Origin of the sequence: uncultured Novosphingobium sp. (genome assembly GCF_964277725.1) — a bacterium.
GTDB classification, from domain to species: Bacteria; Pseudomonadota; Alphaproteobacteria; order Sphingomonadales; family Sphingomonadaceae; genus Novosphingobium; species Novosphingobium fluoreni.
The window spans coordinates 1-22,320 of sequence record NZ_CAXYKL010000099.1 but is presented as its reverse complement, the minus strand read 5'-3'; the positions used below and the strand labels follow the sequence as shown (position 1 = coordinate 22,320).

The following is a 22,320-nucleotide window of genomic DNA, read 5'->3' as shown; positions in this document are numbered from 1 at the left end:
CTTGCGCATGATGACGACATTGCCGCGCAGGAAGGACGACAGCGTGACCGGCCTGCTACGTGTGCGTGCATACCAGCTGGCGATCGGCAAATTTCCATGCCTCGCTCTCGAATATTTGGTCACAGAGGCGCTGCGCACCTGCAAGTTCTTTCCCAGCACGTCCGAGTGCGTCGATATCCTCAGGGGATGGCAGCGCAACGATGATGCGCTGCGAGCGAAGCGGGCTGCTGAGCATGCTGTGCGGCAGGAACGTCAGGCGCGGTTTGATGACACCCTGCAGCGACTGACTGCGGGCGACTTTACCCAGGCGGAGGTTGATGCCCTGCCGGCGGGCTGGAAGGTCATCTTCGAGACGCGCGGGTTTCTGCGACATCATGATGGTGCCTATACCTTGCGGGTGCCGGCATAATGAACTGGTGCATCTTGCGCACTGCACCCAGCCGAACCGTGCCGCTGGTGACCGCACTGATCGAGGCTGGCTATCGCGCTTGGACGCCACGGGAAACACGCGTCATTCGCCTGCCACGATCAAAGCTCAAGCGCGAAATTATCGCATCTCTCACGCCGACAATTGCCTTCTCTGATTATGATCGCCTGCCGGAGCTGGTCGCCATGTCCCGCTCGCCGCTAAGTCGGGTGCCGGATTTTCACGTTTTTCGACATCTGGACGTGTACGCGCGCATTCCTGATCGCGCTCTGGATGCTTTGCGACTGGCCGAGCAGCGCGGCCGACCGAGATCTCTCGCTCACGTCTATCAGCGAGACGATCGCGTCAAGTATCCCGGCGCTGGCTTTGAAGGACTCATCGGCAGGGTGGAGGGCGTGAAAGGGCGATACACATTGGTCGCATTCCCGGGTTTTGCTGAACAGATCAGGGTGCCAGCGCATAGCCTACTGCCTGTCGCGGAGGCCGCTTGACGAATGGAACGTGATTCACGTATTGTTCTATTCCCACGCCGCCAGGAGCGGCAGGCGAGTATTGGACTGGCTCCCATCCGGGTGAACCGCCCTCGCCTCCATCACGACGAAGCAGTGCTTCTGCGTGCGTCGTAAGCCATGGCAACATACGGGCCCCGATAAGCGCCTGCGCGGGCGAGCTGGACAGAAACAGCGTGCCCGCCGTCTCGCTCGCACTGATGGCCTATGCGAGATGTGCGATGCAGAAGGTCTGACCACGCTGGCCACCGTGGTTAACCACAAAGTGCCGCTCGCGCGCGGTGGCGATGACAGCGACGCCAACACCGAGAACCTCTGTGCCCGGCATGACGCGATCGTGACAGCACAGCAATTCGGAATGGCCCAGCCAGTCGAAGCGAAGGGCGTTGGACGCGATGGCCGACCGACCAGCGCTGATCACCCATGGAACAGGAGCAGCTGATGGCCACCGTCGAGGTATCGATGACCGAAACGATGAAAGACGTTGCCCTGCATGTTGTGGTGACCGACCGCGCCGAAGCGTCAATTAGGATGTGTGTCGGCGTTCGGCTGATCAAGCTGGCCGCCTGCGTCCTGGGCTGCGGTGTGGATGTCGACGTCAGTGTAAAGCCGGCCGGAGCCTGATCGTTCATCAAATTGGGTCTGTTAGCTGAACACCCCCGGGTCAAAAGTCTGAAAGGCCGCCCAGCCGGACACCGCTGCCCCCCTTCGTTTGCACCGCGAGCAGTTTTTGAGGGGGGAGGGTTTCGGCACTTCGTCCGGAGATACCCATGAGCAACCTCATTGAGCTACCCGGTGGTGACGGAGTTCCGCCGGAGCCGAACTGGCGAAGCATTTTTGGGCGCGCCGCCGATCGCGAAGCCGCGGCTGGATACTGGCGATCGCTGATCAGCGAGATGAAGGCGTCCGAGAAGCTGGCGGTTGCGAACGCGCATTCGATCAAGCGGCTGGTGGTGGCGTATGTCACCTATGACATCTCGGCCAAGGAAGTCCTGAAGTCGGGCCCGGTGATGAAGGCCAAGCGCACCGGCGTGCCGTCGCATAATCCCTGGTGGACCACCATGAGCAATGCGTCATCGCAGGCCCAGGCGCTCGAGAAGGAGCTGTGCGTGTCGCCACGCGACCGCAATAGCGGCGGCAAGATCGACCGCACCACGCGCAAGCGCACCAGCGCAGATTCGTACCTGAAGCCGCGCAGTGCCTAACCCGTTCCTGACTACCGAAGATCCGACCACGGCCTGGGCGGAAGCGGCAGTTGCCGGTAAGATCGTCACCGGCGACATCGTCCGCGCCCAGGCCGAGCGCCACCTGCGCGACATGCGAGAAGGCGAGCGGCGCGGAGTATTCTGGCGGCCAGACGCCGCTGCGCATGCCCTGGGGTTCTTCCCCGCGGTGTTCACGGTGACGGACGGGCCAGCGGCTGGGCAGCCCTTCAATCCGCTGACCTGGCACACGTTCGTGATCGGCAGCTTGTTCGGCTGGCTTACCACCAGCGGACGTCTCCGCTTCCGGTCCGCATGGCTGGAGACCGGAAAGGGTCAGGCCAAGTCCCCGCTGATGGCGGGCATCGGGCTCTACATGATGGGATGGTGCGGAATTCCGCGCGCCCAGGTGTTCGCCCTTGCCAACGATAAAGCCACTGCGAATGTGCTCTTTCGAGACGCCACGGCGATGTGCCGTGCCGATATCCCCGAGCAAGACGAGGGAGACAGCCTGGAGGCCCGCGGTGAAGTGATCATCCGCGGCGAAGGCGATAACGCGTGGAAGATCGAACACCCGGAGACGGGCTCGTTCTTCCGCACACTTGCCGGCGGCGATCGCCAATCCGGACCCCGTCCGGCCGCAGTACTCGCCGATGAGATCCATGAGTTCCGCACTGACACGGCCCTGAAGACCTGGGAAGAAGCCATAGCCAAGGTGGCCGGCAGCTCCATGATGGTTATGGGCACCAACACGCCCGCGACTGCGCAGCATGTGGGCACCAGCTACAGCGACCACTACCAGGACATCGCGCTCGGCAAGGTGCGCGACGATACCGCGTTCGCCTTCGTTGCTCGGATCGACAAGAAGGACCGAGAGACAGTCTTCGACAACGAGGCGGTTTGGCGTAAGGCGCTGCCCGCGCTCGGCGAGACCTTCCCGATCGAGAACATCCGCGAACGCGTGAACACGGCGAAAACGCGGATCTCGACCAGTTCGTCAGTGAAGCGTCTCTACTTCGGCATCCCCACCGGTGCCGCCGACTTCTGGATTGCCGAGGAAGTCTGGGCAGCGGCGCAGGGTGCGGTCGACAGCAACGAGCAACGCGGCAAACGCTGCTATCTGGCGCTCGATCTCAGTCGCAAGAACGACCTTACGGCGCTCTCGGCCGACTGGATCACCACCCTGCCGGATCAACCGGTGCGGCATGAGGTGAAGACTTGGTACTGGACCACGAAGGATGGGCTGGAGGATCGAGCGAAAGCTGACAACGCGCCGTACGAAGATTGGGTCGATGAGAACTACCTGACCGCCGTTAACGGCGCCGTCATCGACATGACCTTCGTGGCCGCCAAGGTGCGTGAGCTCGATGCCGAGCACGACATTGCGTTTCTCGCCTTCGACGCCGCCTTCATCGCCGGCTTCATGGAAGCGTGTGATGAGATTGGCTTTCCGGTCTGGCGCTACGAGGGGCCAGGCAAACCCGACGGCAAGGGGTTGAAGCTCGTAGCGCATGCCCAGGGCACGCGTGTCATGTTCGAAGACAAGCAGCTGTGCATGCCCAAGTCCATCACGAAGCTGGAAGATGTGATCCTGGCCGAGACGATCGTGATCGATGCCTCGCCCGTGACCTACTCCTGCGCTGCAAACGCCGCACTGATCGAAGATGGCCAAGCGAACCGCGCGTTCGACAAGAAGCGCTCACGGGGCCGGATCGACGGCCTCGTGACCATCGCCATGGCGGTCGGCGCCGCCGCCATGAATGAGCAACCGAAGAAGAAATCTGTCTACGCCCGGCGCGGCGTGATCCGACTCTAGGAGGGCGAGAACGCATGGCTTCGCCCAACGACTACATCCGCGCCGCTGGCGGCCGGCACAATGTCTCGTCCCGTCCGGTCGCACCGGCGGTCGCTCAGCGGCAATCCGCCGTCCATGTCGTTGAAGCATACCACACCTACGATCTGTCCGACCCGTCCCTGCTTGAGATGATGCGCGGCGCAGGCGGGCGTACGGGTGTGACAGGGATCGCAGTGAACGAGCGTATGGCGCTGCGCAACAGCACCTTCTTCCGCGCGCTGTCTCTCCAATGCGGGTCCATCGGCATGCTGCCGCTGCACCTACGTCGACGTGACGGCCGCAACGTGGAAAAGGCGACGGGGCACCCGCTGTTCAACGTGCTGCACAAGAAGCCGAACGACTTCCAGACCGCGAGCCGCTTCAAAAGCTACATGCAGCTGTGCGCCATCAACGACGGCAACGCCTACGCGCTGAAGGTGAAGTCGCGCGGCGCCGTCCGCCAGCTGATCCCTCTGCCTCGCCGCAAGGTGAAGCCGCGGCTCACTGACGATTTCAGGCTTGTTTTCGACTATGATCGGCCTTCGGGCGGACGGGTTACGCTATCGACCGACGATGTCTTTCACTTCGGCACCCCGCTGACGGTCGACGGCATCAACGGCATTTCCATGCTGGACGTAGCCGCCGATACGCTTGGCATTGCCGTGACTGCCCAGCAGGCTGCGGGTAACTTGCTGACGAAGGGCTCGATGGTGCGCGGCGCGCTGGAGACCGACCAGACGCTCGGCGACGAGGCTATCGAGAACCTGAAGATTAGCCTGCGTGAGAACTACGCCGGCACCGGTGCGCAAGACGAATGGCTGATCCTGGAGGAAGGCCTTAAGGCCAAGGCGCTTGGCATGAACGCCAAAGACGCACAGCTGGTCGAGCTGATGAAGCGCGAGGCCGAAGAGATCGCCCGCTTCACCGGCGTGCCGCGCCCGCTGCTGATGTTCGACGAAACCAGCTGGGGCAGCGGCATCGAGCAGCTGTCGCTGTTCTTCATCACCTACTGCCTCATGCCCTGGTTCGTGATCTGGGAAGAGGCGGTCTGGATGTGGCTGCTCACCCCGGAAGAGCAGAAGAACTACTACGCCAAGTTCAACGAGGGCGCATTGCTGCGCGGCTCGCTGAAGGATCAGGCCGAGTTTCTAAAGGCAGCTCTGGGGCCGAACGCGGCGTACATCACGCCGAACGAAGCTCGCGAGTACACCGATCGCAATCCGGTCGACGGCGGCGACGATCTGCCGCGCCCGGGCACCACCGCCGCCGCCCAGATGCAGGAGGAAACACAGGATGAAGCATAGCTGCCTCCGCGCCGTGCTGGCAGTCGCCAGTGGCCGCCCGCCCGAGATCGCCAACGTCGGCTCAGGCTCCGACTGGAAGTTCGAAACCCGCGCTCTTTCGGCGGAATTCAGGCACTTCGAGGTGACCGCACTCGCGACCGACCGGCCGACCATCTCGATCTTCGATTACATCGGCGACGACGGCATGGGCGGTGGCGTCACAGTGCCCCGCATCGCTGCCGCGCTGCGCAGCGTCGCAGGTAAGCCCATCGTGGTCGAGATCAACTCGCCAGGCGGCAACGTGTTCGACGGCGTCGCCATGTATAACCTGCTGCGTCGCCACGATGCGGAGGTCGAAGTGCAGGTGCTCGGCATTGCAGCTTCGGCGGCATCGGTGATTGCCATGGCGGGTGACACCATCGCTGTCGCGCCGAATGCCGAGATCATGATCCACGAAGCGCGCGGCCTATTCTTTGGCACCAAGTCGGAGATGAAAGAGGCTTATCAGACGCTTGAGCACATTGATGCCGGTATGTGCGAAACCTACTCGGCTCGCTCCGGCCGCGATATCGCCGAGTTCACCAGCATGATCGCCGGCAAGGACGTCTACTTCCGCGGGCAAGAGGCGATCGACGCAGGTCTCGCCGACGTGCTGCTCGACCGCGAAGCCCAGATGCCTGTCTATGCTGAAGCGGGAGACGCCTTCCCGCGCGACAAGGAGTCTCTCGACCAGTTTCTCGCGAAACACGACATGCCGCGCTCCGAGCGGCGTGAGTTGTTTCGCGCGATAGGGCCCGCCACGCCGCGCGCTGGCGATCCCAACCCTGCCACGCCTCGCGCTGGCGATGAACCGGACGCCGCCATCATGGCTCGCGCCCTTACTGCCCTCACCGTCTGAAGGACCAGACATGAATATGATGACCACCCTGCGCGGCGCTGCCGCGACGGGCCGGGGCCTCATCGCCGTGCGCGCCGAAGCCCAGCCCAAAGCCCCCGTATCGATCGAAGCTCTCGCCACCGCCTGGGAGACTTTCAAGGCCAAGCACGAGCAGGAAGTTACCGCGCTCAAGAAAGGCATGGGCGACGTCGTCATCACGGAAGAGGTAGAGCGGATCAACGCCGCCCTGACCGAAATCCAGACTGCCCTCGATGATCAGGCGAAGATCCAGGCTGCGGCCAAACTTGGCAACGGCGGCGTGATCGGTGATATCCAGGCCGATCCCGAGTACACCGCCGCCTTCAAGGCGCACATGCGCAAGGGCGATCGCGCACCGGCGGACATCCAGGCCGCGATGTCGAAGGGCACCGATTCCGATGGTGGCTACCTCGCTCCGATCGAGTGGGATCGCACCATTGGCGAGAAGCTGAAGCGCATCAGCCCGATGCGTGCGAACAGCCGCGTGATCACGATCAGCGTGGCCGGGTTCAAGAAGTTCTTCTCGGATCGTAACGTCGGCTCCGGCTGGGTCGGTGAGACGGCAAGCCGCCCCGCCACCACGACGCCGCAGATCGGCGTGCTCGACTTCACCCCGGGTGAACTCTACGCCAACCCGGCGATCAGCCAGCAGCTGCTGGACGATGCCGCAGTCGACCTGGAGCAGTGGCTTGGCAGCGAAGTCGACACCGAGTTCTCGCGTCAGGAAGGCATCGGCTTCCTCTCGGGCGACGGCGTCAACAAGCCCTATGGCATCCTGACCTACGTCACCGGCGCGGCCAACGCCGCCCGCCACCCGTACGGCGCCATCAAGCTGATGAACTCGGGGGATGCCGCCAAGGTGACCACCGATGGCATTATCGACATGATGTACGACTTGCCCAGCGAGTTCGCCGCTGGCGCAAAGCTGTACATGAACCGTCTGTCGATCGGCGCGGTGCGCAAGCTGAAGGATGCCGCCGGCGGCTACCTGTGGCAGCCGAGCATGATCGAGGGCCAGCCTTCGACCCTGAACGCCACGCCGATCGTTGAGATGCCCGATATGCCGCTGGTGGCCGCGAACAACGTGGCGGCGCTCTACGGCGACATGGAGGCTACCTATCTGGTCGTCGATCGCGTCGGCATCCGCGTCCTGCGCGATCCCTTCACCAACAAGCCGTTCGTGCACTTCTACACGACCAAGCGCGTCGGTGGTGGCGTGCACAATCCTGAGCCCATGCGCGCTCTCAAGATCTCGGCCTGATCCTGCCCGGGGCGGCTTGCGCCGCCCCGGTTCTTCGAAGCCTCGGCGCACCGAGGTTTCGGCGAACCAAGGAGAAGTACCATGGGTGATCTCACCAAGATCCTCGACGGCAACGTCGATGAAGTAAAGGGCGCACTTGCCGGCTTGTCGCATGCCGACCTGCTGGTGCTGCGTAAGGAAGAAGAAGCCGGCCAGAACCGCAAGGGCGTGCTGCACGCAGTAGACGCCGCTCTGGAAGCCACGCCTGACGAAGCGCAGTCGCCCGTTGGCGTAGACCAGGCTGCCAGCGATGCCGACAATGGCGTCACCAGCCCCAGCGCGGACGCGATCAGCCCGGCCGACGCGGAAGCACCGGTGCCGACCAGCGAACCTGCCGCCGAGCAGGATAACGGCGTTGCCCCGGCGGACACCATCGACACCTCCGGTGCGCCGCAGCAGATCGTGCCAGACGTCGACATGTCGAGCCCGGCTGTCGACGCCGATCCGCGCGCCAACACCACGGCCGAGCAGAACCGGATCGACTTCAACGATCCCACGATCGAGGGCCGCGAGGCCGTCGAGAAGAACCTCGCCGAGCAGGCGAAGGGCTGAGTGGCTGCGGCGGCTGGCATGTCCGGCTGCCGTTCTGCCTCAATTACAGGAGGCTTCATGGCCCTGCCCGTCTCACTCGACGAAGCCAAGGCGCAGCTGCGCGCCGACGGTAACGATCAGGACGAGGAGATCCAGGGCTTCATCCAGGACGCCGCCGCTTGGGTCGAGAACTACACCGGGCTGATCCTGGAGGCGCGCGAAATCACCGAGCAGTTCTGCGGCTTTGGCCCAGTATTTTTGCGCGCCTGGCCCATCGCTGCTGGAGCGAGCTTTGGTGGCGCGTATGTCGACGCCGCCGGCAGCCCGACTGCGCTCACTGGCGCCAGACTCGACTTGAGCCGCCGTCCCGCGCGTTTCCTCCCGCCTGCGGGCACGTCTTTCTGGCCGTTCTACAGTGCCGACCAGCTATTCACCGTGACCGTCCGAGCTGGGTCCGATGACCCGGCTGACGTGCCGCGGAACATCCGCCGCGCCATGCTGGTGCTGATCGCCGCCTACAACTTCGATCGAGAAGGCGGAGACGTCTTCGCGAAGGCCGAGCAGCGCGCGAAAAGCCTCTGCAAGGGCTTGAAGCGGCATCTTCTGTGACCCCCGCCGGCAAGCGCGACAAGCGCGTGACCATACAGCGTTCCACATCCACCAGCGACTGCCACAACGAGCAGATCGAAGCTTGGAGCGACGTCGATACGCGGTGGACGGCTGTCTTTTATGGGCGCGGCGATGAGCGCCGGCAGGCAGCTGCCGAGACCGGCAATCAGACGGCCACGTTCGTCATGCTGGCGGACAGCATCACCAGGGCTGTCACGATCAAGGATCGGCTCTCCTACGCTGGCGACTGGGACATCGTTGGCATCTCGCCAAGCTCGGCCGAGATCGAGTTCACTGCGGTTCGCGCGTCATGAAGCTGAAGATCGACCTGTCGGGCTTCCGCGAACTGGAGCGTGCGCTGGCGGAGGATCTGCCGAAAGCCACGGCGAAAGCAGCTTTGCGACGCACTGCCGTCAACTCCATGAACCGGATCGAGAACGGGATGAAGAATCACGCGCCGCGCGACCGGGGTGACCTGATCGCCAGCATCAAGACCAAGCCAGCTAAGCCCCAGCGCATCCCCGGTACGAAGCGGTACGCACGATCGGGCGGGGTCTCGGTCAACACCGGCCCGAGTGGTCGGCCCGAGGGCGGCAATCCCGCCTGGCAGGAGAATGGCACTGTCGACATGCCTGCACATCCCTACGCGCGACCGACTGCGGACGCAGAGGGGGAGAACGTCATCACGGAAGTAAAGGGTGAGCTGACCAAGCAGATCGATGCGGCCAAGGCCCGCATTGCCAAGAAGGCCGCGAGGGCTGGACGCTGATGGCTGATTTGGGAAGCGGGCTCGTCGCTCGCCTTATCGCCGCGTCCGGCGTGCAGTCGCTGGTCGGCAGCAAGGTCCATTGGGTTAAGGTGCCCCAGACCACTGAGGTGCCGTACGTGCGCATGCAGGTCATCAGCGATGACCGCGGGGAAGATCTCGACGGCTACACCGGCACTCACGAGACGCGCGTCCAGGTCGACTGCTTTGCCGCCACACATGCGGCATCGCAGAAGATAGCCGAGGCGATCGTCGCGGCCACCTCGCGGCCCTCGGTGGTCGAGGGCGTCGTTTTCGGCCGTATCAAAGCCGACGGCCCTCGCGATCTCGGCGAGGACGTACCCGGCAAAGGCTTCATTCACCGGGCGAGCTTGGACCTGCTCGTCTGGCATCGATTGGCATAGGTCTAGGAGTTTCAGCCATGCCCGACGAAACGGCCACCCCGACGGTTGGCTACAAGGACCAGTTCCACCTGCACGACGGAACGGCGCTCTACCGGCTGCGCGGACTCAAGGAGTTCGACATGCCGGTCGGCGGCGAGCGCGAGCAGATCGAGGTCACCGACTTCGACGCCGAGGACTGGCGCCGGCAGTACATCAGCGGCTTTTACGAGGACAGCGACTTCGAGTTGCTACTGAACGCGCGCCCGCTGTCGACCACCGACGTGCTGCTGACCGACGCTCGAGACCAGGGTGATACGCGCAATTTCATGGCGGTGATCACCATTGATGGCGAGCCTGTCGCCCAGATCACCGGCACGGCCAAGTGCACCGGCTATACCTACGGCCGCATCGTCGTGGGCGGGCTGAAGGAGGCGACCGCCACGTTCCGCGTGGTCTCGGTCAACAGCCTGGAAGCCTACACCGCTCCGACGCCGACGCCGTAAGATGGCCAACGCACATAAGGGGTATGTCCCCCTCAAGCTCGACGGAGATCGCGAGTTCACGCTCGTCTTTGACCACGAAGGGCTGATCGAGGCGGAAAGCGCCTACGGCAAGCCGCTGCATCAGGTGCTGGCCGACGCCAGCACCGGCTTCATGGGCGCAACGCGCGCGCTGCTGTATGGCGCGATGCGGCGGTTCCATGCTGACCTCACGCTCGGCGACGTCTCAACCCTGCTGTTCGAGAACGCCGACGCGATCGGCGCCGCGCTCAGCCAAGCCTACGATGCCGCCATGCCAAAACCCGGCGCGAGTACGGAGGGAAAGGCCGCGCGCCCACGTGGGAAGACCTCTGGCGCCAATGGTGCGAAGCCGGCCTAGAGCCGGACACGTTCTGGCTCGCCACACCGCGCACCTTCGCTCTGATCGTGCGTGCCCGCATGAAAGCTGACCACGAGCGCGTGATCACGCTCGCCTGGCAGATCGAGAACTTCGGGCGCACCGGCAAGCACCTCAAGAACCTCGACAACTACCTCAACCCACCGACCCAGGCCGACCGCAAGCACGGCATGATCGAGATGTTCCGTCGCAAGCTGCGCAAACAGGAGATGACCAATGGCGATAGGTGATGTCATCGCCCGCCTTGCGGTCAATCTGACACTAGAGACTGCTGCCTTCGAAGAGGGCGCGAACATCGCCGAAAAGCGCCTAGCTAAGTCGGCAAAGGCGATCGAGGCGATAGGGCAGAAGATGACGTCGATCGGCTCCAAGCTGTCGGTCGGGTTCACCTTACCGTTGGTGGCGGCTGGCAAGGCTGCCGTCGATGGGTTCATTGAGCAGGGCAAGGCGATGGCGGACGTGACCGCCGCGCTCAACTCCATGGGCGGTGCCAGCGGCCACACGGCTGACCAGCTCTCCAAGGCAGCCGACGCCATGGAGATGCGCTCGCTGTTTGATGCCGATGTGATCCTGAAGCAGGTCACGGCACAGCTGCTGACGTTCGGCAATGTATCGGGCCAAGTGTTCGACCGGGCACAGCAGGCCGCGATCGACATGGCGCAGCGCCTCGGTGGCGAGCCGCAGGCTGCGGCAATCATGCTGGGCAAAGCGTTAAACGACCCGGTCAAAGGCATCACGGCGCTCACGCGCGTGGGCGTGCAGTTTACCGATGCGCAGAAGGCCCAAATCAAGGCGATGGCCGAAGCCGGTAACGCGGCAGGCGCGCAGGGCGTCATTTTGGCCGAGGTTGAACGCCAGTTCAAAGGCGCTGCTGCTGCGGCCGCCGACGCTTCCCCCTGGCGGCAGGCACAGGTAGCGATCGGGCAGGCTTCGGACGTGATCGGCCAGCAGCTGTTGCCGCTGATCAAGCCTGCGGCAGAAGCAATCGCGAGTTTGGCGGGCGCCTTCGCGGCTCTGCCCGAACCGATCCAGAAGGTCGCGGTCGCGGCTGGCGTGATCGGCGCCGCTCTCGGCCCGCTGCTGATCGGCATTGGCTCCATCGTTTCGGCCGGATCCACCCTCTTCGCCGCGCTCGGTTCGATCGCCGGATCCATGCTGGCGACCGGCACCGCCGCCGGTGCGGCTGAAGTCGGTGTAGCGGCGGCAGGCGCCGCACTTGCTGCGCTCGGGCCGCTCATTCCGATCGTCGCGGGTGTGGCCGCTGCCGGCGCTTTAATCTACGCCAACTGGGACAAGATCGGCCCCGTCCTATCCGACCTATGGCAGACGGTGCAGACGACGCTGGGACCGCCGCTGCAGCAGCTGATCAGCGCCGTGACCGACGCATTCACCGCGCTGTGGAACGGCCCGCTCGGCACGCTGATGCGTGATGTCGCCGGGCGCATCATCGAGTTCCAGGGCGCGCTGACGTCAGCGTTCGGCGCGGCGGTTGTGGGTGTCATCAAGGTGGCTGCGCAGGGACTGGCCGGGGTGTTTCAGCAAATCGGCGACGGCATCCGATTGGTCACCGCCCTGTTCCAGGGCGACTGGCAGAAGGCATTCTTGCTGGCCGGCCAAATCGTTAATCGTGCGCTGGGCGGCCTGCCCGAGTACGTGATCGGAGTGATGCAGCGCCTGGTCAGCGGCGTACGCACTTGGATCGTCGACAAGCTCGGCGCCATCTGGAACACCGTCGGCACGCAGGTGCAGAAGGTAAAGGGCTATTTTTTCGGCCTGTACGACGCGGTCGTTGGTCATAGCTATGTGCCCGACATGGTCGACGGTATCGCCGATCAGATGGCGCGACTCGACACGGTCATGGTCGACAAGGCAAAGGCCTCCACCGCGAAGACAAAGACGCATTTCCAGAAGCTGCGCGAGGACCTGAAGGGTCTGCTCGAGCGGCTGTTTCCGGAGGTGGCCGCACGCGAGAAAATTCGTTCGGATGACGCAACGATCACGCAGGGCGCCGCCGCCGGCATGATCAACCAGGGTCAGGCTACAGAAGCGCGACGCCGGCTTGGGATCGAGACTGGCCTCGGCGACTCAGTCGAGGGGTTGGGATCAGCTGTTCTGGGCGGGTTTGGTGTCATCAGCGATGGCCTAGGCGGCTTTATGGACAAGGTCTCGGAGGCTGCGCAGAAGGTGGCTGAGCATAATCTGGAGATCGCGCACTCGTTCCAGGACATGGCCGACCGCACGCTCGGCGCACTGCAGGACCTCGCCAGCGCGATCAAGGGCGGCGGTGTTCTCGACATCATGCGCGGTGTGCTCAACCTTGGACTGCAACTCAGCTCTATCGGGCTGTTCGGCAAAGGCGCGCAGGCCAAAACGAGCAAGATCCCGGCATTTGCTGGCGGCACCGGTTCCGCTCCTCACGGGCTGGCGCTAGTGGGTGAGCGCGGCCCAGAGCTTGTGAATTTTCGCGGGGGCGAGCGCGTACACAGCAACGCCAGCACCCGCGCGATGCTCGGTGGAGCCCGCGTTGTGAACAACTACTACGGCCCGGGCGCCGATGCGTTCTGGGGTCAGGTCGATGGGCGGGCTGCCAACATTGCTGCCCCCATGTCGTCGCGGGCCGCGTCGGCTGGATCGATGGGTGCACAAGTTGCGCTGGCTCGCAAACAAAGCCGGATGATTCCATGATTGATCTTCCGGCCACACCCGCCCCCAACGGTGCGACGCCCCGCGTGCTTGACTTCGGTGGCTTCCTGGAAGCCCCAGGCGGAGCCGAGACGCAGAGGGTCAATCAGCTCGGCAACCGATATGCGGTCATGTTCACCATGCCCCCGTTGCCGAATGCACGGGAAGGTCGGATCTGGGTCAATCGGCTGCTCAAGGCTATGCAGGATGGCGCGCGGCTGGCGTACCCGCTGCTCGACTTCAATCCGGGCACGCCAAATCTGTCCGACAGCAGCCCGATCACCGTCGACGGTGCGGGACAAGCCGGTCGGTTGCTGGCGGTGCAGAACGTCCAGCCGTCTTACGCCTTTCTCGAAGGGCAGCCGATTAGCCTGGAGATTGCTGGGCAGCATTACCTTGATTTCGTCGCCGAACCGGTGATCGTCGGCGCTAACGGCAAGGCGACGATCACGCTGACACAGATGCTGCGCAAGCCGCCGAACGCGGGCGCGGTGCTGCATGTCGCCAAGCCGATGATCGAGGGCTTCCTCATGGGCGATCCGGTCTCATGGGAGATCGCTCTACAGCGCAACTTTGCCATCAGCTTCGAGATACGCGAGAGCCGCTGATGCCCTTCAACGGCAGGATCCTGCACCTGGTTGCTTTAATGAAGATCGAGCTTCCGGATCGCGACGTACGCATGTGTGATGGCGGCTTCGTCTACTGGGGCGCAGATCTCTACGACTGCCTGGACGAACTGTTCGGCACGATCGGCGCGGCAGAGTCCTTCGAGGAAAAGACCGGTGACGAGGCACCCGGCGGCAAGCTGACGTTCTTACCGCCATCTGCATCCGCCGGCGCAGCGCTGGCCGATCCTGCGCTACAGGGTTCGCGCATGCGCTTCTACCTTGGTGAGTATGACCCGATGACAGGACGGGTGGTCGGCGAGCCCGAGCTTACCGCTGACTTGTCGATCGACACGGCCACAGTGAAGGCTGCTCGCGGTACGCGATCAGTCGACATCGAATTCGAGAGCGCAGCAAAGCGGCTGTTCATGGTGATGCGGGGCAATGCGCTCAACGACCGCTTTCACCAGGCTTGCTACCCGGGAGAGCTTGGCATGGTGAATGCAACCGGCATGCCGCGCTCGAGTGCCTGGGGTGCGGCGACGCCGAACACATGAGCGATCTCGAACGGCGGCGCGTGGCACTGGAGGCAACGCTGGCAAAGTATCGCGCTCGCAAACTAGATTATGCGACGGCCGACTGCATCCGCATGGTTCGGTTCCACCTCCTTCAGATGGGACACAAGCCGCCTGCGCTACCCCGTTATCGCTCGGCGATCGGCGCGCGCCGGGCGGCGCTGAAAGTGGGCGGCCTGGTCGCGGCGTTCGACGCGATCTTGCCGCGCATTCCGTACTCTCGCATGCTGCCCGGGGATATAGCGGTTTTGGAAGGCACCGACGGGCTCGACGCGGCTGTGATTTGCCTCGGGCATAAGGTCTATGGCTGGCACCAGGACAGCGACGAGCCTGCAAACCTAGTGGCGCTCGACATCAAGGCGGCTTGGAGGGCCTGATGTCGAAGGTTCTCGCAAAAGTGGCGATCATCGCCGGTGCAGTCGCGCTCGCGGCGACTGGTGTTGGCGCGGTCGCTGGTACTGCCGCGATCTCCGCTACAGTGTCGACGACGACGATCGCATCGGTGGCTTCGGCTGTTGCTGCAGCCGCCTCGATGGGCTCGCAATTGCTAGCAAAAAAGCCCGGAGCGATCGGCGGTGTGAATCAGGTGACGATCGGTGCAAACAGCCCGATCCCTTACGGCATGGGGCGGTGCTTCTATGCGGGCAGTCAGCTGCACGACGTCGGCTATGGCGGGAAGGTTGGCAAGACGAAAAACCCCTACATGTCGAAGGTTTTTATCTGGAGCGGTGGCGGGCCGATCGACGGCATTGAGGCGTTTCTCATGGACTGGCAGCCGGTCAGCTTCAGCGGCACTTCGGCGTTCGGCTACTATGGCTCCTGGCTCTACGTGCAGCACCAGCTGGGCATGAGACCAGAGCCAGCGGCCTTAGCTGGACCCTGGGGTCCGGTGCCGGACTGGAGCCCGGCGCATAAGCTCTCTGGCATAGCGGCAAGCATGATCAGCTTTCGCTTTGATCGAGACAACAAGGTCTGGGCAAATGGCATCCCGGCGTTCGGTGTCGTCGGTCGTTGGGCCCGGGTTTATGACCCGCGCAGCGACAGCACCTTCCCGGGTGGTGATGGCGCACATCGGTTTGATGACGAAGACACATTCGTGTTCGACCGCAACGTCGCCCTGAACGCGATCACTTATGCGCGCGGACGCTACGCGATTGATCCGGTCACCGGTGAGCAGACAATCCGCGTCAATGGCTGCGGCTTCCCGGCGGATTCTTTCGACTGGCCGCAATGGGTGGCATTCGCGAACACCTGCGAGGCGAACGGCTGGAATTGCGACGGGCATGTCTTTGACGGCCCTGGCATCAGCCTGTGGGACAACCTGAAGCGCATCTGTGCGGCAGGCGCCGGTGTGCCGGTGATCTCGGGCGGGCTGCTATCGATACGATTCCAGTCACCGAAAGTGGCGCTCGACATGATTACGGTCGAGGACTTCGCCGACGGCGAGCGGCTCGCACCAGGCATGCGAACCTATCGCGATCGCCTTAACACCATGGTGCCCAAGTACCGCTCCGAGGCAAACAAATGGGAGTACGTCCAATCCACTGCGATCCGCTTCACCGAGTACGTGTCGCAGGATCGTGGCGAAGAGAAGGAGGAAGAGTGGCTGTGCGAGCTCGTGACCGACAAGGATCAGGCCGCCCAGCTAACTGCGTATGAGCTGTTCGCCCGTCGGGAGCTCTCCGGCATCACTTACCCTGTCAAGCCCCGCCTCTGGTATGCGCGTCTTGGTGAAGCCTACCAGTTGAAGGACCCTGAGACAGGCATTGATCACCTGTGTGTCGTCGCCGCGATCAGTAAGGACATTTCCAGCGCCTCACTTTCAATCACCTTCGAGACCGACACCACGGCCAAGCACGCGTTGGCGTTGGCGATGACTGGAACGGCACCGCCGCCGCCAACGCTTATACCGCCTGGCGATGCCGATGATGCCAGCTGGGGTAACGGCGGCAATCAAGACGCGCCAGACCAAGTGTCAGAAGTCGCACTTTCGTCGCCCGCACCGGGACAAGCGACGATAGAGTGGCGTGATCCAACGAGCGCGAACTACTCAGCCACAAGGCTTTATCGCAACACGGCGTTCAGTTTTTCGACCGCCACTAAAGTCAATGGCGACATGCTGGGCGCGCTGGGCGCCACCCAGGCCTACGACGACACGGGGCGCCCAACGGGTACATACCACTACTGGCTTGTCACGGTGAGCGGAGCGGGTGCGATAGGCGATCCGCTTTATGCAGGGTCGGTGGCGGTAGCATGAGCGGATTGCGCAAGATCGTCACTGCTGTGCGAAACGGCGCAGAGAGATCCTTTGGGGTGGTGACCAACGGCTCAGACGGAATGAACGGCTGGACGCCCATTCTCGCGCCTGAACAGGATGGCACGAGGACACTGCTCAAAGTCATGGAGTGGATGGGTGGATCTGGCGCGAAACCGATGTCTGGAATGTATCTGGCGACTAGCGGATACGTCACAGCCAAGGCAGACGCCTTCAACTTCAACGCCTCCAAGCGGGTTCGCTTCTATCAGGCCGTGACCGGCACGGCTGGTGTCGCGACGTTGAACTTCGCGGCCGAGAAGTTTGCAGTCGCACCGCTCGTCATACCTATCCAGGCGACGACCGCCGGCATCAACGGGACCTCTCGCAGCACTTTGGTGGCTGGATCTCTGTCGGTTACCCAGGCGCAAGTGAAAGTCGAGGTCCAGGCGCTGATCACCGGCGCATTGACCGCGCTAATCGGCGCAACCGTGAACGCGCTCGTCATCGAGCAATAGACCGCAGGATCAGCCATGACCGTAAGTCTCGACCTTACGGCCTCACGCAATGTCGCGTGGGCGCCGACGATAAACCTCTATTATCGCGGCGCCCCGATACCGATCGCCGGAGGTTCCGTGAAGCTGCAAGTGCGACTGTATGCCGGAGCCCCTGGTGGAGCCTTAGCAGATTTGTCCAATGTACCGTTTCTAGATACTGCGGTCGCAGATCAACCCGGCGTTCGCTTGTTGTCGCTCTATCCGCGGATCACCGCCGCGACGCTCAAGTCATTTCCCACCGGCCTAAATAAGCCAGAGCCGGGCCAGGCCGATGCGTACGCATACGATTCTGTCGTGACGTACAGCGATGGACAGCAGGACAAGCTCGCGATCGGCGCCTTTATTCTCGAACCAGGGGTAGTGAATCCATGACCGCGCAGTTCTTCAAAGGTGAGGTACGTGGCCTGCGCGGCGAGAGCCAGGCGGACATCCTGCGCCGTACGGGTCAGTACGGGGTGCTGCCGACCGACACCGATGCGCAAGCGATGGCGAAGTTCGCAGCAGCTGCTGAAAGCGCTGCTTTTATCCAGGCAGAACGTGCGAACGATGAGGCTGACCGCGCACAGGACGAGGCTAATCGATCAGAAGTTGCACGCCAGGGCTCGGAACAAGCCAAAGACACGGCGAGAGGTTGGGCTGAAGGCCCCGTTCCGACCGGCGGCACTCGCAGCGCGAAGGGCTGGGCGGAAGTCGCGCAGGCGAATGCTGCCGTCTCCGACAATGCACGAGCTGCCGTTCAGCAGGCCATCTCACTTGTCCCAAGCGACACCACGCTGATGCTGGAAGCGGTATCGATAGCGGTTCTCAAAGGTGTTTCTGCTGATACTCCCGTTGGGCGATTGGCCTATCTCGCGGAAAGTGGGCGGGAAGGCGTGTGGCAGTTGCGATCCGGTGACTTCACCTCTCTGCTAACTGCCGATGCCTTTGGCTTCCGATATCTCAAGATCACAAGCGTCCCCGCAACGCAAAAGGCTTGGGTCAGGATCATCCCTGATGGAGTTTTTCAGGCGACATGGACCGGCATCAACGTCGACACCGCCGATGCCGTGCCGATGCTCAAATCGGCTGTAGCCTTGATAGACCCCTACTCGGTACTTGAACTAGCCGGGTTTCGCCACCGCATTGGAACCGCTGACCCGCGCATCGCGCTCAAGATACCCGGAACCCATGTGCGAGGACGCGGATGGGGCACACACTGCGATTTCGTTGGGCCAAGCTCAGCATTTGCGATGTTTCAGTTGGCCGCTGACGATACCGCTGTGACCGATATGCGCATCAGCATGATTGCTCCACGGGGTAGCGCGGGCAATCCCACTGGCATCATGATCAGTCCGAACGGGCAGTATGCCCAGCTTACGCAGACGAAGCGCCATAGGGTGCAGAATGTGAAGCTTGATCGCACCTCGCTTGGGTTGATCGTGTTCGCGCACTACATCGATGGACAGCCTGAAAACGGCTTCTTGTTGCCGCAGGACATCGATATTTCAGAAGTAGAGGTCGAAACCAACGGGACTGGTATTTCGCTGTTCGGCGGTCGGGACATCCGCGTCAACGATTATAGCATGCTTTATGCTGATCCAGACGCCACCAATGCGGGGGCAGTCAAGCAGATGGGTTTCCGCATCCTGGGCAGTGAGAACGTCCACGTCGGCGCTGGTGATCTCTACGATTTTCCGATTGGCGCCGGTCTGGACGCAGCCAATTTCGGCGTTCGAGCGTACAACAAGGATTTAGGCCTGCGGTCACTGCGGATGACCGGTGTGAAAATGCCGATCGACGTGTTTGAATGTCGCGGCGATTTGGTCGTTAGCGGCCTCCGATCACGTAGGCCGTTGTCGACTACGGACACATCCTATGCGCTGCGCATCAACACCAACGTGGAGCCGAGCACCAGCCCAGGGCAACCGACCGAAGTGGGCAACATCCTATTTGAAGAGTTCGATTGTGAGGGCGTAAGCTGCGCTGTTATCGAGTCCGGCAGGATGGGCAATCTGACCGTGCAGCGTGGCCGCGTGGCCGGCAACAAGAGCATTTCAAATTCCGACGGTGTTCGAGGCTCCATCATCATCAGTAACGTGGCAGGCTCGCCTAAATCAATCACGGCAGACGGTGTAGACTTCCTCCTGACCGCGCCCGACGCTGGGACGAGCATGTCCCTTACCGTGGATACCCCTGGCGGACTTATTTCGGTGCGTGATTGCCTCCTTCCTGAAACCCCAAGCGCTTTTCCGCCGCTTTCTGTGACCGGACAGCCCGTTGTATATACGGATGCAGTTGAGCAGCGTCCCTTCAACAATCGCGTCAATCTCGGGTCGAACCGAATCCACCGCGTGGGTGATTTGGCACGTTACCGGGATGGCACTGCCGTTCCTGTGGCTCTGCCGACTTCCACCGCTTGGATTCGCAACTTCGTTAACACCTCCGAGACCGCGACGAACGTTTTTTCGAAGACCGGTGGCGCAGCGGGGGCGTCTGACGCTGCGGTCTACAGCACGCAAAAGCTCGTTGGAGATTTCGAGTTGGTCTATCGCGTCAATCAGCCGTCCGATTTGCTCGGCGTAGGCTTGGTAGAGGCATACACAAATCCTGGTTGGGGTGGGCTCAATTGGGGCACGCTATACTCAGGCAACGGAGGTGCTTCGAGCCCTGTACGTAACGGCGGGCAGATTCAGGCTGTCGGCGCTTATGGGACCGACACTGTTGAGCGTTGGCGGCGGCGCGGATCACGTCTGATCTTCTCACGTGGCAATGTCGATCTGTTCGACACCACCGTCTCACCTGATACGCCATTTGCCCTGCAGATCGCGTTTTCCCGCCAGAATGATGAGGTAACTGTTTTGAGGTTCGGTCCGATCTAGCGAAAGACTTACAGGCATGTAATGGGCGATCGCATGATCAAGATCGCCCCGCACGCCAGACGGATCACGCTGATAGTTGCCGCCGGGGTAGCCGCAAGGTTGCTGCTATTGGCTGTCGTCGATCCCTTTCAAAATCCGTTTGGCGGGGACTCATTTTATTACGCAGCCGGTCGATTAGATGGGCTGCGCCCTCCGCTCTATATCCTCTTCGCAAGGTTCACTTTACCCGTAGGCTTGTGGTTCTCGCTCATGCTCCAATGCGCGTTCTCCATATGCGTTGCAGCTTACACCTACGTCAGTCTCGGCAAGTTCTGGCCCGCCATGTTGCTCGTCCTATGCCCGTTCATCATCTTTTTTGATTTTTGCCTGATTGCGGAGAGCATTTATGTGAATTTGCTCTGGCTCGGGTGGTTGTTCCTACGCCGGGATCAAGGTTTGAAGGCTGGCTTGCTTGTCGGCCTCGCCCTTCTCACGCGAGACACGCTCCTACTTCTGCCGCTATTTTCCCTCTTATGGCTGCGCTCTAAAGCAGCAGCACGCATGACAGCATCGGCCTACGTGATTGCGCTACCGTGGTTTCTCTTTGCGGCCACACCTGGTCGCATGGCTCTGAATCTCTGGATTGGTACATGGGAGCGTGACGGCGCTTGGATGGCGGCAGGTTTCACTGATCCGCAGGTCCCGCCGTATGCCTTCGTGGCAAAAGGCGAGCGGGAGGAAGTGGGTAAAAACCTCAGCGGGGTTACATTGCAAACAGTGGCCAATCACGCGTTAGCGAATCCCCTTCAAGTGCTGCGGGCCTGGGGTGCCCGCTATCCCTCCCTGTGGCTCGGAACGAGGTCTGATCTAATTGAGTTCAGAGCGTCCCGCCAAGGCCTGATTTGGACTGTAGAGAAGGCCGTTTTCTACCTTCTGAACATTGCGTTGCTAACTCTCGGAATGTGCGGACTATTCTATATAGAAAGGGTTTTTCTCCCGCCGGTGGCGTATGCGGCCCTTATTCATATTCCCTTCCACGCAGAGGCACGGTTCACTCTTTTTGCCGTCCCGTTCCTGATCGTGGCCGCAGTAAGCTTTGTAGTAAGGGTCTGGCCGGCGAGATGGAGGTATCGAGCGCCAACGCTGCAGCGCGCCTAACCGCCTCGTCCGTATAGCCGACCACCCGCCTCGCCAGCCTGACGGCGGTTAAGCCCACCACCCTACCGCCTACCGTGGCTCCAAATTCTGGAGGCTATCGCGTGGCTCTTGGCAAACTTACCCTGTCGACGCTCAAGGGCGCATATGGCAGCGACTTTGCGGCGACTATCTTAGGTTAATCGGCTTGGCTGGAGAGTAGGCCACGGTGGGCCGTCACGGCGAAGCCGGCTTCCTCAATGTGCGCTTCTAAGCCGCCGCCGTGCCGCTGGCGACCGCACTGACCCGATCCGCTTCCGCATCGAGCGCCAGCTTGGACGATCGGGAGGCATGAACCTGTGATCTCCATCTTCACCTTCGGAGCCAACCCATGATCCTGCCGATGCTCGCAGACGCGGCGAACAGCCTCGTCGCGCAGGCGGTCCAAGCTGGACCGCCATCGCCGATGCCGCGTGCGTTCAACAACGACACCACGCTGTTCGTCTTCAACCTGTTCGTAATGACCGCCACAACGTTCCTGGGCGCGATGATGATGGGCAAGCAGGCGCGGCGTATCTGGATCCAGCGCCGCTACGATCACCCCAAGGATCCAGTGACGATCTACCGGATGATCCTGCTGCTGGCAGCCACCGGCATCACGCTGCGGTGCGGGGCAGGCGCCATGGTGCTATGGGGCTGGAACCCGGACGATCCGGTCACCACCGCGCGCGTCGTCATGGCGCAGCGTTGGCTCGATCCGATCGCGGTCGCCTGCGGCATGGGCTGGATGGCGCTGGCGATCCTGGGCGAACCCGGCGTCGAGCATCAGCTGCGCAAGGCGCCGCTGCCGGTCGATATGTGGAGCCGCTGGCCCGCGCTCGTCCGTGCGCTGGCCGTGGTCATCCTGAGTTTCACCGCTGCTCTTGCGGCCGTATGCCTGCGGTAAAGGCACTCGCGGTTGTGGGGGCCGTCGCTATGGGCACTGCTGTTGCGCGCGAGCCGGTCGTCTGGTGGATCGT

27 protein-coding genes are annotated in these 22,320 nt (G+C 62.5%); all 27 read left to right on the top strand.

Features of this window, described 5'->3' with window-relative positions:
- The first annotated feature begins 7 nt into the window (after positions 1-7).
- The 27 genes from ACHWRX_RS05755 to ACHWRX_RS05625 all read left to right on the top strand — a co-directional run bounded on the left by ACHWRX_RS05755 (position 8) and on the right by ACHWRX_RS05625 (position 22,247).
- Positions 8-409, top strand: coding sequence for a hypothetical protein (locus ACHWRX_RS05755; protein WP_394658438.1), 402 nt, complete (start codon positions 8-10; stop codon positions 407-409).
- A 47-nt stretch (positions 410-456) separates the two neighbouring features.
- The gene (locus tag ACHWRX_RS05750) at positions 457-918 is read left to right on the top strand and encodes a hypothetical protein (RefSeq protein ID WP_394658437.1); all 462 of its coding nucleotides are present in this window, start codon (positions 457-459) and stop codon (positions 916-918) included.
- A 232-nt stretch (positions 919-1,150) separates the two neighbouring features.
- Complete coding sequence (locus tag ACHWRX_RS05745; RefSeq protein ID WP_394658436.1) at positions 1,151-1,378, top strand: HNH endonuclease; 228 nt, start codon at positions 1,151-1,153, stop codon at positions 1,376-1,378.
- Positions 1,378-1,560 (top strand): hypothetical protein, encoded by a 183-nt coding sequence (locus tag ACHWRX_RS05740; RefSeq protein ID WP_394658435.1) that lies wholly within the window; start codon positions 1,378-1,380, stop codon positions 1,558-1,560. The genes ACHWRX_RS05745 and ACHWRX_RS05740 overlap by 1 nt, the downstream gene beginning before the upstream one ends.
- Positions 1,561-1,706: 146 nt before the next feature.
- Positions 1,707-2,141 (top strand): P27 family phage terminase small subunit, encoded by a 435-nt coding sequence (locus tag ACHWRX_RS05735; protein WP_394658434.1) that lies wholly within the window; start codon positions 1,707-1,709, stop codon positions 2,139-2,141.
- A gap of 187 nt (positions 2,142-2,328) precedes the next feature.
- Complete coding sequence (locus ACHWRX_RS05730) at positions 2,329-3,954, top strand: terminase large subunit (RefSeq protein ID WP_394658433.1); 1,626 nt, start codon at positions 2,329-2,331, stop codon at positions 3,952-3,954.
- Between the two features lie 14 nt (positions 3,955-3,968).
- Positions 3,969-5,276 carry a phage portal protein gene (locus ACHWRX_RS05725; protein WP_394658432.1) on the top strand — a complete coding sequence of 436 codons (1,308 nt, stop codon included), beginning with the start codon at positions 3,969-3,971 and terminating at the stop codon, positions 5,274-5,276.
- Complete coding sequence (locus ACHWRX_RS05720; RefSeq protein ID WP_394658431.1) at positions 5,266-6,153, top strand: head maturation protease, ClpP-related; 888 nt, start codon at positions 5,266-5,268, stop codon at positions 6,151-6,153. The genes ACHWRX_RS05725 and ACHWRX_RS05720 overlap by 11 nt, the downstream gene beginning before the upstream one ends.
- A 10-nt stretch (positions 6,154-6,163) precedes the next feature.
- Positions 6,164-7,432 carry a phage major capsid protein gene (locus ACHWRX_RS05715; RefSeq protein ID WP_394658430.1) on the top strand — a complete coding sequence of 423 codons (1,269 nt, stop codon included), beginning with the start codon at positions 6,164-6,166 and terminating at the stop codon, positions 7,430-7,432.
- An 81-nt stretch (positions 7,433-7,513) separates the two neighbouring features.
- Entirely contained in the window at positions 7,514-8,023 is a 510-nt protein-coding gene (locus ACHWRX_RS05710; protein WP_394658429.1) for a hypothetical protein, read from the top strand.
- A gap of 57 nt (positions 8,024-8,080) precedes the next feature.
- Positions 8,081-8,611 (top strand): head-tail connector protein, encoded by a 531-nt coding sequence (locus ACHWRX_RS05705; protein ID WP_394658428.1) that lies wholly within the window; start codon positions 8,081-8,083, stop codon positions 8,609-8,611.
- Positions 8,608-8,925, top strand: a complete 318-nt coding sequence (locus ACHWRX_RS05700) for a head-tail adaptor protein (RefSeq protein ID WP_394658427.1) — start codon at positions 8,608-8,610, stop codon at positions 8,923-8,925. The genes ACHWRX_RS05705 and ACHWRX_RS05700 overlap by 4 nt, the downstream gene beginning before the upstream one ends.
- The gene (locus tag ACHWRX_RS05695; protein ID WP_394658426.1) at positions 8,922-9,380 is read left to right on the top strand and encodes a hypothetical protein; all 459 of its coding nucleotides are present in this window, start codon (positions 8,922-8,924) and stop codon (positions 9,378-9,380) included. The genes ACHWRX_RS05700 and ACHWRX_RS05695 overlap by 4 nt, the downstream gene beginning before the upstream one ends.
- On the top strand, positions 9,380-9,781 hold the full coding sequence (locus ACHWRX_RS05690; protein WP_394658425.1) for a DUF3168 domain-containing protein: 402 nt from the start codon (positions 9,380-9,382) through the stop codon (positions 9,779-9,781). Before ACHWRX_RS05695 ends, ACHWRX_RS05690 begins: the two co-directional genes overlap by 1 nt.
- A 17-nt stretch (positions 9,782-9,798) precedes the next feature.
- A complete protein-coding gene (locus ACHWRX_RS05685) occupies positions 9,799-10,263 on the top strand; it encodes a hypothetical protein (RefSeq protein ID WP_394658424.1) in 465 nt (154 codons plus the stop codon).
- Between the two features lies 1 nt (position 10,264).
- Positions 10,265-10,639, top strand: coding sequence for a hypothetical protein (locus tag ACHWRX_RS05680; RefSeq protein WP_394658423.1), 375 nt, complete (start codon positions 10,265-10,267; stop codon positions 10,637-10,639).
- A gap of 59 nt (positions 10,640-10,698) precedes the next feature.
- Complete coding sequence (locus tag ACHWRX_RS05675; protein ID WP_394658422.1) at positions 10,699-10,887, top strand: hypothetical protein; 189 nt, start codon at positions 10,699-10,701, stop codon at positions 10,885-10,887.
- Positions 10,874-13,342 (top strand): phage tail length tape measure family protein, encoded by a 2,469-nt coding sequence (locus ACHWRX_RS05670; protein WP_394658421.1) that lies wholly within the window; start codon positions 10,874-10,876, stop codon positions 13,340-13,342. The genes ACHWRX_RS05675 and ACHWRX_RS05670 overlap by 14 nt, the downstream gene beginning before the upstream one ends.
- Positions 13,339-13,947, top strand: a complete 609-nt coding sequence (locus ACHWRX_RS05665) for a hypothetical protein (RefSeq protein WP_394658420.1) — start codon at positions 13,339-13,341, stop codon at positions 13,945-13,947. The genes ACHWRX_RS05670 and ACHWRX_RS05665 overlap by 4 nt, the downstream gene beginning before the upstream one ends.
- A gap of 38 nt (positions 13,948-13,985) precedes the next feature.
- Complete coding sequence (locus ACHWRX_RS05660; protein WP_394658419.1) at positions 13,986-14,501, top strand: hypothetical protein; 516 nt, start codon at positions 13,986-13,988, stop codon at positions 14,499-14,501.
- Complete coding sequence (locus tag ACHWRX_RS05655) at positions 14,498-14,896, top strand: DUF6950 family protein (protein ID WP_394658418.1); 399 nt, start codon at positions 14,498-14,500, stop codon at positions 14,894-14,896. Before ACHWRX_RS05660 ends, ACHWRX_RS05655 begins: the two co-directional genes overlap by 4 nt.
- Complete coding sequence (locus tag ACHWRX_RS05650; RefSeq protein WP_394658417.1) at positions 14,896-16,776, top strand: hypothetical protein; 1,881 nt, start codon at positions 14,896-14,898, stop codon at positions 16,774-16,776. Before ACHWRX_RS05655 ends, ACHWRX_RS05650 begins: the two co-directional genes overlap by 1 nt.
- Positions 16,773-17,291 (top strand): hypothetical protein, encoded by a 519-nt coding sequence (locus ACHWRX_RS05645; protein ID WP_394658416.1) that lies wholly within the window; start codon positions 16,773-16,775, stop codon positions 17,289-17,291. Before ACHWRX_RS05650 ends, ACHWRX_RS05645 begins: the two co-directional genes overlap by 4 nt.
- Before the next feature lie 15 nt (positions 17,292-17,306).
- A complete protein-coding gene (locus ACHWRX_RS05640; RefSeq protein ID WP_394658415.1) occupies positions 17,307-17,702 on the top strand; it encodes a hypothetical protein in 396 nt (131 codons plus the stop codon).
- A complete protein-coding gene (locus ACHWRX_RS05635) occupies positions 17,699-20,188 on the top strand; it encodes a hypothetical protein (protein WP_394658414.1) in 2,490 nt (829 codons plus the stop codon). The genes ACHWRX_RS05640 and ACHWRX_RS05635 overlap by 4 nt, the downstream gene beginning before the upstream one ends.
- A 33-nt stretch (positions 20,189-20,221) precedes the next feature.
- Positions 20,222-21,325 carry a hypothetical protein gene (locus ACHWRX_RS05630; RefSeq protein ID WP_394658413.1) on the top strand — a complete coding sequence of 368 codons (1,104 nt, stop codon included), beginning with the start codon at positions 20,222-20,224 and terminating at the stop codon, positions 21,323-21,325.
- A gap of 367 nt (positions 21,326-21,692) precedes the next feature.
- Positions 21,693-22,247 carry a hypothetical protein gene (locus ACHWRX_RS05625; protein ID WP_394658412.1) on the top strand — a complete coding sequence of 185 codons (555 nt, stop codon included), beginning with the start codon at positions 21,693-21,695 and terminating at the stop codon, positions 22,245-22,247.
- Positions 22,248-22,320: the final 73 nt, after the last annotated feature.

What these genes read in the sequence shown, in the direction of transcription:
- ACHWRX_RS05755 (WP_394658438.1), top strand. Translation starts at nt 8, where the DNA reads ATGATGACGACATTGCCGCGCAGGAAGGACGACAGCGTGACCGGCCTG.
- ACHWRX_RS05745 (WP_394658436.1), top strand. Translation starts at nt 1,151, where the DNA reads ATGTGCGATGCAGAAGGTCTGACCACGCTGGCCACCGTGGTTAACCAC.
- ACHWRX_RS05740 (WP_394658435.1), top strand. Translation starts at nt 1,378, where the DNA reads ATGGCCACCGTCGAGGTATCGATGACCGAAACGATGAAAGACGTTGCC.
- ACHWRX_RS05735 (WP_394658434.1), top strand. Translation starts at nt 1,707, where the DNA reads ATGAGCAACCTCATTGAGCTACCCGGTGGTGACGGAGTTCCGCCGGAG.
- ACHWRX_RS05725 (WP_394658432.1), top strand. Translation starts at nt 3,969, where the DNA reads ATGGCTTCGCCCAACGACTACATCCGCGCCGCTGGCGGCCGGCACAAT.
- ACHWRX_RS05720 (WP_394658431.1), top strand. Translation starts at nt 5,266, where the DNA reads ATGAAGCATAGCTGCCTCCGCGCCGTGCTGGCAGTCGCCAGTGGCCGC.
- ACHWRX_RS05715 (WP_394658430.1), top strand. Translation starts at nt 6,164, where the DNA reads ATGAATATGATGACCACCCTGCGCGGCGCTGCCGCGACGGGCCGGGGC.
- ACHWRX_RS05710 (WP_394658429.1), top strand. Translation starts at nt 7,514, where the DNA reads ATGGGTGATCTCACCAAGATCCTCGACGGCAACGTCGATGAAGTAAAG.
- ACHWRX_RS05705 (WP_394658428.1), top strand. Translation starts at nt 8,081, where the DNA reads ATGGCCCTGCCCGTCTCACTCGACGAAGCCAAGGCGCAGCTGCGCGCC.
- ACHWRX_RS05695 (WP_394658426.1), top strand. Translation starts at nt 8,922, where the DNA reads ATGAAGCTGAAGATCGACCTGTCGGGCTTCCGCGAACTGGAGCGTGCG.
- ACHWRX_RS05690 (WP_394658425.1), top strand. Translation starts at nt 9,380, where the DNA reads ATGGCTGATTTGGGAAGCGGGCTCGTCGCTCGCCTTATCGCCGCGTCC.
- ACHWRX_RS05685 (WP_394658424.1), top strand. Translation starts at nt 9,799, where the DNA reads ATGCCCGACGAAACGGCCACCCCGACGGTTGGCTACAAGGACCAGTTC.
- ACHWRX_RS05680 (WP_394658423.1), top strand. Translation starts at nt 10,265, where the DNA reads ATGGCCAACGCACATAAGGGGTATGTCCCCCTCAAGCTCGACGGAGAT.
- ACHWRX_RS05675 (WP_394658422.1), top strand. Translation starts at nt 10,699, where the DNA reads ATGAAAGCTGACCACGAGCGCGTGATCACGCTCGCCTGGCAGATCGAG.
- ACHWRX_RS05670 (WP_394658421.1), top strand. Translation starts at nt 10,874, where the DNA reads ATGGCGATAGGTGATGTCATCGCCCGCCTTGCGGTCAATCTGACACTA.
- ACHWRX_RS05665 (WP_394658420.1), top strand. Translation starts at nt 13,339, where the DNA reads ATGATTGATCTTCCGGCCACACCCGCCCCCAACGGTGCGACGCCCCGC.
- ACHWRX_RS05660 (WP_394658419.1), top strand. Translation starts at nt 13,986, where the DNA reads ATGAAGATCGAGCTTCCGGATCGCGACGTACGCATGTGTGATGGCGGC.
- ACHWRX_RS05655 (WP_394658418.1), top strand. Translation starts at nt 14,498, where the DNA reads ATGAGCGATCTCGAACGGCGGCGCGTGGCACTGGAGGCAACGCTGGCA.
- ACHWRX_RS05650 (WP_394658417.1), top strand. Translation starts at nt 14,896, where the DNA reads ATGTCGAAGGTTCTCGCAAAAGTGGCGATCATCGCCGGTGCAGTCGCG.
- ACHWRX_RS05645 (WP_394658416.1), top strand. Translation starts at nt 16,773, where the DNA reads ATGAGCGGATTGCGCAAGATCGTCACTGCTGTGCGAAACGGCGCAGAG.
- ACHWRX_RS05640 (WP_394658415.1), top strand. Translation starts at nt 17,307, where the DNA reads ATGACCGTAAGTCTCGACCTTACGGCCTCACGCAATGTCGCGTGGGCG.
- ACHWRX_RS05635 (WP_394658414.1), top strand. Translation starts at nt 17,699, where the DNA reads ATGACCGCGCAGTTCTTCAAAGGTGAGGTACGTGGCCTGCGCGGCGAG.
- ACHWRX_RS05630 (WP_394658413.1), top strand. Translation starts at nt 20,222, where the DNA reads ATGATCAAGATCGCCCCGCACGCCAGACGGATCACGCTGATAGTTGCC.
- ACHWRX_RS05625 (WP_394658412.1), top strand. Translation starts at nt 21,693, where the DNA reads ATGATCCTGCCGATGCTCGCAGACGCGGCGAACAGCCTCGTCGCGCAG.